This window comes from Brachybacterium sp. (assembly GCF_052095815.1).
In the GTDB taxonomy this organism is placed as follows: domain Bacteria; phylum Actinomycetota; class Actinomycetes; order Actinomycetales; family Dermabacteraceae; genus Brachybacterium.
Genome location: NZ_JBQDLF010000009.1, coordinates 50,460 through 61,742, shown reverse-complemented (window position 1 = coordinate 61,742; position 11,283 = coordinate 50,460). Strand labels below are relative to the sequence as shown.

Annotated in this window: 7 protein-coding genes; 5 read left to right on the top strand and 2 right to left on the bottom strand. The window is 71.2% G+C overall.

Going from position 1 to position 11,283, the window contains the following annotated elements; all coding sequences use genetic code 11:
* Positions 1-842: 842 nt before the first annotated feature.
* Complete coding sequence (locus tag ACTH43_RS05760; RefSeq protein ID WP_441443970.1) at positions 843-1,598, bottom strand: protein phosphatase 2C domain-containing protein; 756 nt, start codon at positions 1,596-1,598, stop codon at positions 843-845.
* A 116-nt stretch (positions 1,599-1,714) separates the two neighbouring features.
* Between ACTH43_RS05760 and ACTH43_RS05755 the strand changes: the two genes are divergently transcribed.
* The 4 genes from ACTH43_RS05755 to ACTH43_RS05740 all read left to right on the top strand — a co-directional run bounded on the left by ACTH43_RS05755 (position 1,715) and on the right by ACTH43_RS05740 (position 9,200).
* A complete protein-coding gene (locus ACTH43_RS05755) occupies positions 1,715-3,532 on the top strand; it encodes a MinD/ParA family ATP-binding protein (protein ID WP_441443969.1) in 1,818 nt (605 codons plus the stop codon).
* A gap of 63 nt (positions 3,533-3,595) precedes the next feature.
* Positions 3,596-6,718, top strand: coding sequence for a DEAD/DEAH box helicase (locus tag ACTH43_RS05750; protein ID WP_441443968.1), 3,123 nt, complete (start codon positions 3,596-3,598; stop codon positions 6,716-6,718).
* On the top strand, positions 6,715-7,551 hold the full coding sequence (locus ACTH43_RS05745) for an SWIM zinc finger family protein (protein WP_441443967.1): 837 nt from the start codon (positions 6,715-6,717) through the stop codon (positions 7,549-7,551). Before ACTH43_RS05750 ends, ACTH43_RS05745 begins: the two co-directional genes overlap by 4 nt.
* Positions 7,552-7,556: 5 nt before the next feature.
* Complete coding sequence (locus ACTH43_RS05740) at positions 7,557-9,200, top strand: serine hydrolase domain-containing protein (RefSeq protein WP_441443966.1); 1,644 nt, start codon at positions 7,557-7,559, stop codon at positions 9,198-9,200.
* 294 nt (positions 9,201-9,494) lie between these two features.
* On the opposite strand, the gene ACTH43_RS05735 is transcribed toward ACTH43_RS05740, so the two are convergent.
* Positions 9,495-10,865, bottom strand: a complete 1,371-nt coding sequence (locus tag ACTH43_RS05735) for a serine/threonine protein kinase (RefSeq protein ID WP_441443965.1) — start codon at positions 10,863-10,865, stop codon at positions 9,495-9,497.
* A 108-nt stretch (positions 10,866-10,973) separates the two neighbouring features.
* On the opposite strand from ACTH43_RS05735, the gene ACTH43_RS05730 reads away from it, so the two are divergent.
* Positions 10,974-11,255, top strand: coding sequence for a hypothetical protein (locus ACTH43_RS05730; RefSeq protein ID WP_441443964.1), 282 nt, complete (start codon positions 10,974-10,976; stop codon positions 11,253-11,255).
* Positions 11,256-11,283 lie beyond the last annotated feature (28 nt).

Sequence of the window (11,283 nt, the reverse complement as noted above, 5' to 3'; positions counted from 1 at the left end):
CCAGCCAACAGGCGCAGCCTGAGCGACGCATTGCGAGCTCGCGAGCGACAGGAGCCAGCCAACAGGCGCAGCCTGAGCGACGCATTGCGAGCTCGCGAGCGACAGGAGCGCAGCCACCAGGCGCAGCCTGAGCAGTCGCCTGACGATTTCGGTCGCGTCCGAGCCACACCTGCACCGATTGTGGCTCGGACGCGACCGGGATCCGCGGTGAGCGCGACACGAGATCCGCGGCGAGCTCCACAGCAGACTGGGCGCTGGGCAGGATATGAGAAGGGCATCTGCGGCACAGGCTGGGTCTGACGCAAAAAGCGACGAGCGGCCCGGAGCACTCAACCGACAATGTCGGGGGCTCGCGGACCGCTCGTCAGGCCTGTCGTCCGTCAGGGGTGGGTGCGGGCGAACAGGCGGACGGGCTGCCATAGGTGGGGGAACCTGGCATTGATGCCCGTCTGGCCGCTCCCCATGAGGGGGGTCTTGAGGAACGGCACATCTATAAAATTTTCAACGTCTTCCGACTCTCGGAAGAGTATCAGCCGAATCGGGGATGGGCGCCACCCCCTGGCCGCCGAGCGGGAGCCCTTCCTGGCGTTCCCGTCGTGCTCCTGAGCATAGGCCTTCAAGCGGCCTCTGCAAACGCGGCAGCACTGAGTGTTCTTGCAGGTGACATGCAGGTTCGGCAAAGGTATTCCTCGGTGTCCCGCGCTTCAAGGGCGCGTCATGAACCGGGCAAATCGCCAGGCTGGAGGACGGTTCCCCGCCACCTCACGAAGTGCTGCAGACCACGCGCCCGAGGCCTGAACGGATGGTCGACACCCGGGGAGTTCCCAGCTTCAGGAGCGTCCTCACGGGCCGGTCAGGCAAAGTGTGAGGACGGTCGCATCATCGTGCAGCTTCCGGGGACGGCGAGCCGGGGCCAGCCCCGCTTCTGCGGCGCGCAGCTGGCGCAGCAGCGCCTGCGGGTCCTTCGCCAGAGAGGCGGCGAGCGAGGCGTCGTTGTGCAGCCCCAGCAGGTCCACGGCACGGGTGACTCCGTCCGAGACCAGATGCGCCCTCTGCCACTGTGCGAGCGGGCTGCTTCCCTCGATCGCCTCGTCGGCCGCCTCGGGCTCATGCCGAGCCACCCAGAAGCCGCCCGGCCTGTTGCGTCGCGCTTCGATCGCGTCGGCGGTCCGTTCGGAGCGCACCACCTCTTCGACCCTGGTGTCCGTCACCCGCATGACGTCGCCGCCGGGGCCGTGCAGCAGCAACGAGGAGTCACAGAGCACCAGATGCTCCAGCCGCTCCTCGGTGCGTCGCACTGCGACCACGGTCGCCGAGGGTCCGCCACGATCGAGGTCACAGGTGGCCTGGTGCAGCGCGCCCACGTCCTCGATCGCGCGGGCCAGCGCGGTCCGGAGCGGAACCGTCGGATCCTGGGCGTGCCCGAGCAGACGCGCGGCCAGGGCATGGGAGAACCAGCTGACCGAATGGCTGCAACCGGCTCGGAAGCGCCGCGGCACTCCGGCTCCGTCGAGCAGCACCGCGACCTCGCCGAGCACCCCGCCGGCGTCCTCATCCATCCCGGGGATCGCGGGATCGCTGAGCAATGTGGTGTGCACGCCGCCACTGTAGGTGAGCAACAGGGGGAGCACCCGGCCGTGCGCCCGTAGAGTGGTCCCGAACCAAGCCGCCCGTCCTCGGACGCGGCGGCGCTCAGTACGCGGAAGGAACCCAGATGATCGCGCAGGCGCGGATCACCTCCGATACGACTGCCACCGTGCACCTCGCCGACGAGACCGTCGAGGTCTCCGGCGCTGACCTGCCGGAGATCCGGGACCGGGTGAAGCAGGCCTTCATCACCTCCGCGAAGGCGACCGGGCAGGACATCGCCGTGGTGATCGTCGAGCCGCATGTTCGTCACCACCTGCTGGTGGAGCCGACGGGACGGATCACCGGCCGCGAGGCGGACGACCGCCCGCTGTACGGCCCCGGGATCGACGATCCGCTGATCGCCCCACCCACCGATGACACCGCGGACCTCAGCAGCATCGACCAGGCGGCGCTCCGCGGTCCGGTCACCGGTGAGCATGCGGCGATCGGCTCGCCAGCTACCGGTGAGCATGCCGCGATCGGCTCGCCGGCGACCGGGGAGCTGCCCACGGTGCGCCCGCACGGGGCCCGCCGCCGTCGGGCTGCCGCGATGCCTCCGTCGACGCTGCCCGCTGCCCGGGGCGGTTCGGGCCCGTCGGGCGTCTCCGCCGTATCCGGCACCTCGGCATCGCTCGCCGCCTCAGCCGGTTCCGGCCCGTCGGCCACCTCTGCCGTCTCGGCGTCCTCTGCCGCGTCTGCGCCGTCAGCCCTATCGGCCCCGTCGGCCCCGTCGGCGATGTCTGCTTCATCGGCCCCGTCGGCGATGTCTGCACCGTCTGCCCCGTCGGCGATGTCTGCACCGTCTGCCCGGTCGGCTCTGTCAGCCCCGTCGGCTCCTTCGGCGGCGTCCGCATCGTCCGCATCGTCGGCGTCACCGGCACCGTCCTCTCGTCCCGCGTCGCGGACCGCGCAGGAGACGGCTCGGAAGCGTCCGCTGCCAGCCCGGACCGTTCCGGAGAAGGACGCCCACCGGCCCACACTCCAGGACCTGCAGTCCTCGACCTCCAAGCGCGAGAAGGTCAAGGCCACCCGCGGGGTGCCGGGCTTCATCACCCGTCTCACCGGCGGTGTGATCTCCCCGCGGCCGAACCGTCGTGAGCGGATGGAGACCGAGCGTCTGGAGCGGATCCGTCGGCCGCTCGAGGGCCCGCGGAACATCGCGGTGGTGAACCTCAAGGGCGGCGCCCACAAGACCACCGCGTCACTGATGGTCGCGGCGACCCTCGGCGTGACTCGTGGCGGAAACGTGCTGGCCTGGGACAACAACGAGACCCGCGGCACCTTGGGCTGGCGGGGCATCCCCACGGACCACCACCGCACCGCTGTGGATCTGCTCCACGACATCGAGACCCTGCGCGCCCCCGCGGCGAGCAATGCGGACCTCGATCCGTATGTGCGTCCCCAGGGCGAGATGCGGTTCGACATCCTCGCCTCCGACGAGGATCCGGGCTCGGCCGCCTCGATCGACGAGACCGCCTTCGCCGACCTCAACGACGCCCTCTCCCGGTTCTACCGGATCAAGGTCATCGACACCGGCAACAACGTGCGCGCCTCGAACTGGCTCGCCGCGGTCAAGAGCGCAGACCAGCTGGTCATCGTCTCGACCGTGCGCGAGGACACCTTCAACGCCGCGGCCTGGATGATCGATGAGCTGCGGGCGACCGGCCTCGCGGAGCAGGTCGACCATGCGGTCACGATCCTGTCCCACTCCTCCAAGGGGAAGTTCGATCCGACTCTGCGCAGCCGCCTGCTCGCCCACTTCGGCGCCCATACCCGCGCGGTCACCGAGGTGCCCTATGAGCAGCAGTTCGTGGACGGCTCCCATCTGGACTGGCCCCGGGTCTCCGCCAAGACGAAGGAAGCCTGGCTCGACGCGACGGCGCTGATCATCGACGGGCTCTGAGCGTTCGTCCACAGTCGGGCGCCCGGCCCGGCGACTGTCCGCCCCGCCGCATAGTCTGAGGTCATGCCTGTTCGCCGCCTGCACCTCGTCGTCGATGACGACCTGGGCCCTGCGCTGTGGGTGCGAGAGCAGACCGGGCCGGGCCGATCGCGCGCGCTCGAGGATCTCTCCGCCCTGCGCAGCGATGCCCCGCCGGTGATCGCCGAGGCCCTGGCCGACGCCCCCGACCTGCTGCGCCACCGGGTGCGGATCCCCGGCCGCGACGGCGACCGCCGGGTGCCCGCCCTGGCACTCGACGGTGCGGCGCTGACCGCGCTGGTGGGCGGGGCGTCCACGCTGCTCGAAGAGCGGTTCGGGGAGGATTTCACCGACCACCTCGCGTCCCTGATCAGCGATGGCGCTGCCGCCCGGCTCGCGGACGAGCTGATCGCGATGCCCGATCTGGTGGCCGCGATCGTGCTGGACATTCGCGCCCAGGCCCTGGTGGAGCAGCGCCATCTGCGGGCACGGGCCGAGGAACGCTACGGACGCCCGGTGATGCAGTGGCGCGCCCCCGACCGCGATGCGCCCCGGATGCTGCACGCCCTGGTCGACGGGCACGCACGGCATGCCTTCGCCGCACACCTGCGCCGCGTCCCGCCCCCGGCCGCAGACAAGCACGGAGTGCTGTGGGCGCTGGCCGACGAGGGCGAGCTGCGTGCAGACCTGCCCACCCAGCGCCGGATCACCGCCGCCTTCGACACCCTCGTGGACTCCGGCCGCCCGGGAGTGAAGCTCAGCTCCGGGGACAGCGAACTGGTGGTACGGCTGTTCGAGCCGCCCCTGGGCACCGCCTGGCCGCTGCAGACCTGCCTGCGGGAGCCCGACGGGACCGTGCATCCGGTCGCCGATCTGCGTGCGGTGGGCGATCTGAGCACCGCAGGCGCCGCCGAAGCCTCCGCCGCGGTGATGCGACTGGCCCCCACCGTGCGCGGCGCCGCCGTGGATGACACCGGCGTGGACTGGCTGCTGACCACCGCCGAGGCCTCGGAGTTCCTCTCCGGTGACACCCCCTCCCTCGAGGAGGCCGGGGTGACGGTGCTGCTGCCCCGCGACTGGACGAAGCAGAAGACGACGCTGCGCCCGCAGGAGGTCGAGGAGGAGCCTGGCGAGCGCAAGGGCTCCGGAGTGGGGCTCGGAGCGATGGTCTCCTTCCGCTGGCGGGTCGCCGTGGGAGAGACCGAGCTGACCGAGATGGAGATGGAGCAGATCCGGGAGGCGCAGTCCGAGCTCGTGCAGCTGCGCGGCCAATGGGTGCGCCTGGATGCGACCACCCTGCGCGCCGCGGAGAAGTTCCTCGACACCTTCGCGGGCCGCACCCGCGAGAAGCGGAAGCAGGTGGTCCCCCCACCGGTCCGCGGTGGCCACGTCGCCGCCCCGCTGCCACCCGCTCCGGTCCCGGCAGAGGTCGTGGGCCGCGCCCCCTGGCTGGAGATGTTCTCCCTGATCCTCTCCCCCGATGCGGCGGACGTCGACTTCGGGGTCTCCGCACTCGTCTCAGGGGGCAGCCACGGCCTGGCACGGCTGATGCCGGGCGGTGGCGGCGCGCCGCACTATCCACAGCCGCGCTCGCTGCGGGCCACGCTGCGGCTCTATCAGCTCGACGGGCTGAACTGGCTGTGGGCCCTGGACCAGCAGGGCCTCGGCGGGATCCTCGCCGACGACATGGGGCTCGGCAAGACGATGCAGGTGCTCGCGCTGCTGTGCCGGGAACGGGAAGGGCTGCCCGGTCAGGTCCCCCCGCAGGCCTCAGGCACCCAGCCTGCAATCCCCCAGCCTGCAGCCCTTCATCCTGGAGTCCTGCACCCAGCGGGCCCCCACATAGCGGGCCCTCAGCCCGTGGGTCCCACCCTGTTGGTGTGCCCGATGTCCGTGGTGGGGGCCTGGCAGCGCGAGGCCGCGACCTTCGCCCCGCAGCTGAAGGTGCACGTCCATCACGGCGGTGACCGACTGCGGGACGAGGCGTTCGTGAAGGGTGCCGCGGACCTCGACCTGGTGGTCACCACCTATTCGCTGCTCGCCCGCGACCTGCGGGTGCTCTCCGCCGTGCCCTGGCATCGCCTGGTGTTCGATGAGGCCCAGCACGTCAAGACCCCCGCCACCCAGGTCACCCGGGCCGCTCGCTCGCTGCAGGCCCCGCACCGGCTGGCCCTGACCGGCACCCCGGTCGAGAACCGGCTGGCGGACCTCCACTCCCTGATGGAGGTCGTGAATCCCGGGCTGCTGGGGAGCGCGAAGAGTTTCCAGGATCGGATAGCGACCCCGATCGAGGAGGAGGGGGACGGTGCCGCGATCAGCCGCCTCAAGCTCGTCACCTCCCCGTTCATCCAGCGACGGCTGAAGACGGACCGCTCGATCATCAAGGACCTGCCGGAGAAGATCGAGCTGACGCGGGTGGTGAACCTGACCCCGGAGCAGGCCGGGCTGTACGAGGCGATCGTGCAGGACCTGATGGTCCAGATCGACGGCGCCGAGGAGAAGAACCGCCGCACCCTGGTGGTCTCCGCCATCACCCGTCTCAAGCAGGTGTGCAACCACCCCACCCACTACCTGGGCGACGGGTCCCCGCTGGTGCGCGACGGCGAGCATCGCTCGGGCAAGCTCGAGCTGGTGGACGACCTGCTGGGCGCCGCCTTCGAGAAGGGCGAGAAGGTGCTGCTGTTCACCCAGTTCACGACCTTCGGGCACCTGCTGGTGCCGTATTGGGAGGAGAAGTTCGCGGAGCTGGGGGTGTCGTCGGCGCCCTTCCTGCATGGCGGGGTCTCCAAGCGGGATCGGGATCAGATGGTCGCCGAGTTCCAGGAGCACCGCGACCGGCCCGGGCTGATGCTGCTGAGCCTCCGCGCCGGCGGCACCGGCCTGACCCTCACCGCCGCGAACCACGTGGTGCACCTGGATCGCTGGTGGAACCCCGCCGTGGAGAACCAGGCCACCGACCGTGCCTTCCGCATCGGCCAGCGCCGGGACGTGACGGTGAGCAAGCTGGTCAGCGCCGGGACCGTCGAGGAGAAGATCGACACCGTGCTCCAGGACAAGCAGTCGCTCGCGGAGCTGACCGTCGGCCCCGGCGAGGACTGGCTGGCCTCCCTCGACAACGATCGCCTGTTCGACCTGCTCTCCCTCGAGGACGAAGAGGACGGGCTGTGAGCATCGAGCTGATCTCGCGCCGTGGCCCCATCGGCAAGGGCTGGCATGCCGTCGCCCTGCGCCAGGGGGCGGAGGATCTGCTGGGTGCTGCGAGGGTGGGCCGGGGCAAGGCCGACGCCCGCGCCGGAAGGGTGCAGTGGCTGGATGTCGCCGTGGGGGTCGCTCGCGGCGACGTCCTGGACGCCGACGGCGAGCTGTACCAGGCACGCCTCGAGCTGCCCGCCTTCCGGGAGGGTGACCGACAGGCGTTCCTGCAGGTCGCAAGGACTCGTCCCGAGCTCCCGGCCCGGATGGCCGGCGGGAGCTACCCGCAGGAGGTCGAGGCAGAGCTGGCGCGGTCCGAGGTGTCGTTGCTCCCGCGGAGTGCCGCCGAGCTCTCCCATGACTGCTCGTGCCTGGACTGGCCCGGGCCCTGCCGGCACGTGGCCGCGCTGCTGTACGTGCTGGTCGAGGCGGTCGACGAGCACCCGGTGCTGCTGCTGACCCTGCGCGGGCTCACCCTCGAGGACCTGGTGCCCACGGCGAGCGGCGGGGAACCGACGGGCGCTGCAGGGACGCCGGGCCCGTCCGAGGGGACGAACGCCGCCGGCCAGACGGGTTCGCCCGCAGGTGCGGAGCCCTCGGATGGCGCACCCGATGCCGTCAGCGCGGATGCCGTCGGTGCAGCGGCAGCGCCTTCCCCTCGAGCCCCCTTCGATCCCTCGCGCACCGATCCCGCGCCTCTGGCCGAGGTGCTCGGCGAGGAGGTCGCCGCAGTGATCCACAGCTTCTACACGGGCGCCGGAAGTAGCTGCACGGGCGCCGAAGAGACCCCTCCCCAGCCTTTAGAGTGAGAGCCATGCTTGAGACCAGCCACAGCGCCCCTGCTCTGCCCGATTCCGTGACCACCGCCGTCGCCGCGCTGTTCGACGATGCCGTCATCCAGCACCGCACTGCGGGAGTGACCTGGGCGATCATCGGCGGCCACGGCCACCAGCAGGCGGTGCTCGCCCACGGCGCCGCCGGAGCGCGGGAGCTCACCGGCGGCGTGCAGGCCGCCGGCTCCGGGCCGATGGAACGAGGGACCGTCTCCCGCATCGCCTCGATGACGAAGTCCTTCACCGCCGCGACCATCCTCGCCCTGCGGGACGAGGGCCGGCTGCGCCTGGAGGATCCCGTCTCCGCCTATGTCCCCGAAGCCGCCGGAGCCTTCGACCTCGCTGCCGACGACCGCGAACCCACCCTGCGCGAGCTGCTCACCATGAGCGCTGGGCTGGTGACCGACAATCCCTGGGGTGACCGCCAGGAGGCGATGACCCGGGAGGAGTTCGCGGCCATGCTGCGGGGCGGGCTCGGACACGTGCACCGTCCCAGCACCGGCTTCGAGTACTCCAACACCGGGTACGCGCTGCTCGGCAGGGTGATCGACGAGATCACCGGCAGCGACTACACCCACGAGATCCGGCGCCGCTTCCTCGAGCCGCTCCGCCTGGGCGCCACCGGCTGGTCGGAAGCCGAGATCGACACCGCGCAGCTGGCCACCGGGCACCGCCTGGCCGATCGCACCGACGCCAGCCGCTTCGAGCCCGTGCCGCTGGACTCCCCCGGCGTGTACGGAGCGATGGCCGGGCTGTTCTCCACTGTGGATGACGTGGCCGCCTGGGTGCGCTTCCTCGCCGCGGCTGACGCCCCCGACGCCGCGCAGCGCTCGACCGGCCCGCTGGCCACCGCCTCCCGGCGCGAGATGCAGCAGCTGTACCGCCACCAGGCGCTCCCGGCACATCCCGCCGTCCGCGGCACCTCCGCTGTCACGCCCGCCGTCACCGGCACTGCCGCCGCACCCGGCACCGCCGCCACCCCCACGAGTACCGGCGCCGCCGGCCCTGCCGCCTCTGCCGCCCTCTCGCCCGGCTTCGACCGGGTGCGCGGTTACGGATTCGGCCTGGTGGTCGAGGACTTCCCGGACCTCGGGCAGGTCATATCCCATTCGGGCGGCTACCCCGGGTACGGCTCCTTCATGGTCTGGCACCGTGACTCCGGGGTGGGGGTGGTGGCGCTGGCGAACTCGAAGTACGCCCCGGCGACTCCCCTGTCGATGCAGACGCTGCGCCTCCTCCAGCAGGAGGTCCCCAGGCTGCTGGCCCGGCGCCCGGTGCAGGCCGCCGCCCGCACCCTCGAGGCGGCCGACGCGGCGCTGCGGTGGCTGTGCACGGACGATGACACCGTGGCCGAGGCCTGGTTCGCGGACAACATGGACCTCGACGTTCCCCGCGAGGAACGCCGACGCCGCTTCAGCGCCGCGCTCACAGCCTCCGGGGTCGAGATGGGGAGGCTCGAGCAGCTCCGCGTCCAGGACGCCCAGGTGCTCAGCCGTGCCCAGCTGCGCTGGACGGTGCCCGGCCGGGGCGACGGCGCACCCTCGCTGCGGATCGACCTGCTGATGGATCCTCGGCGCGGGGCGCTGCTGCAGTCGCTGGACACCATCGCCGTCGCCGCCCGCTGAGAGCGGTCGCGAGCTGAAGGTCGCCGCCCGCTGAAGACCGTCGCGGCCTGAGCCTCAGCCTGCACTGCGGCCTACGTGGCGATCTACGTGGCACCCACGGGCCGCCATCCCCTCTCAGCTGTCGCACAAGGACCGGCCAAGCGACAGTTCAGAGGGGATCGCGCGCGAGGAACACGAGAGGAAGACGAGAGGCACTCCAGAGGAGGCGTCAGCACCAGCGAGCCTTCGCGCGCGGGGTACTCGAGAGGCACTCCGGCGCACTCGCGAGGTGGCGTCAGCACCAGCGAGCGCGTCTCAGGAGAAGGAGTAGCCCTCGCCGTCGGCGGCGAGGGTGCAGGAGAGGTAGTCACCGTCGGCGGTGAGCGCGATGATGCCCTCGTCCTCGGCGACGCACTCCTGCCCCGGCTCGACCTCGGCGAAGGAGGCATCGATGCTGCTGACGGGACCAGCCGTCCCCCCGAATGCGGAGGCGGGGCTGTCGTTGAAGACCATGAGCAGCACAGCCGCGACGATCACGCCTAGCACCAGCGCGGCCCCCGCCCCGAGCGCCACCGCGATCAAGGTGCCACGGTTGCGCGCCCCGTTCTGGCCGGTGAACCCGGTGGAGGTCTGAGTGGCGGTGAAGCCCTGGGGATTGAATCTGCCCGCCTGCTGCGGCGGGGTGCCCGGCGGGGTCTGCTGCGCCCACTGCGGGCCGGTCTGCGGGGAGGGGGAGCCTGAGCTGAAGCCCTGCTGCACCTGCCCGGCACGGATCGCCTCGAGCGAGGACGGAGCGACCTGAGGTGCTGGGCGTTCGGGACGCGCGGCGCCGGGGGCGTTCTCCGGCATCGGGTCCAGGGTGTCGATGAACTCGAGCGGCGCGCCGTCGGCATGCGCCAGCGGATAGCCCTGCGGGACGCGCGGCAGATCGCGGCGCACAGACTCGGCGTCCTGGTAGCGATCCTCGGGCTGCGCAGCGACCAGGCGACGGATCACGGCCGAGAGCTTCGGGGTGACGCCCCGCAGGTGCTGGGTCAGCTCATCGGGGCGGAAGGCGCCGTCATGCAGTTTGATCGACCCATTGAGCGCGACCAGTGCGACGACCCCGGCGGCGTAGAGGTCATGGGAGGGTGCCGGCTCCGCCATCGAGAACAGCTCCGGCGCCATGTAGCCGGGGGTGCCGTTGACCATGCCCACATGGGTGAAGCGCACGTCGGTCTCGTGGACCGCGATGCCGAAGTCGGCGAGCCGGGAGGCGGGGTGAGCACGTCCGCGCGCCTCGAACATGATGTTCGCGGGCTTCACGTCGCGGTGGATCCAGCCCTCGGCGTGCACATGCGCAAGGCCGTCCAGCAGCTGGTCGAGGATCACCACCACGGCGGGTTCGCCGAGCTTGCCCTTCTTCTTCACGACGGACTCGAGCGTTCCCCCGGAGATCAGCGGCATCGCGATCACCACGTGCTCGTCCTCCGCGCCCCAGCCGTAGGGGGTGAGCAGGTGCGGGTGATCGAAGCTGACGCCCTTCTCGCGCACGAAGCGCATCAGGTCCGCGGAGTCGCGCTGTCGCAGGACCTTCGCAGCGCAGAGCTCCTGGGCCTTCGAGTCCCAGGCACGCCAGACGGACCCGGATCCGCCCTTCGCGATCAGGTCGATGAGCGCGAAGCGCCCGACAATAACGTCAGCCATAATATTTCCAGCATAACGTCAGAAAGCGGGGCGGCGTTATGCTGGCAGTGATCTCAGCGGTCCGGGGCACCCGCCCGTGACCCGTGCATCGCATCCGAGGGGGCATTCGTGAGCATCGTCGCCGGGAGCGTCATCGCCTTCGGCGGCGACCCCTTCTGGGACCCTGTCCCCTTCTCGTGGCCGCTGCTGCTGATCCTGATCGCCCTCTGCCTGCTGCTCACTCTCGGTGTCGTCGTCTGGCTGGTGGTCCAGCCGGAGGAGCCCGAGACCAGCACCAAGCCGCTGGTCGACAAGGCGGTCCGGCACGATCGCGAGACCGCGGCGACCATCCGGCGGCGGCTCGATGCGGACAGCGGCCGGGCCGACCCCGCGGACCCCGAGCTGAGATGACGGCCCGGGAGGCCCAGGAGGCCCCGGT

Excerpts from the sequence above, each read along its gene's own strand:
- ACTH43_RS05740 (WP_441443966.1), top strand. The coding sequence starts at position 7,557 with ATGCTTGAGACCAGCCACAGCGCCCCTGCTCTGCCCGATTCCGTGACC.
- ACTH43_RS05750 (WP_441443968.1), top strand. The coding sequence starts at position 3,596 with ATGCCTGTTCGCCGCCTGCACCTCGTCGTCGATGACGACCTGGGCCCT.
- ACTH43_RS05735 (WP_441443965.1), bottom strand. The coding sequence starts at position 10,865 with ATGGCTGACGTTATTGTCGGGCGCTTCGCGCTCATCGACCTGATCGCG.
- ACTH43_RS05755 (WP_441443969.1), top strand. The coding sequence starts at position 1,715 with ATGATCGCGCAGGCGCGGATCACCTCCGATACGACTGCCACCGTGCAC.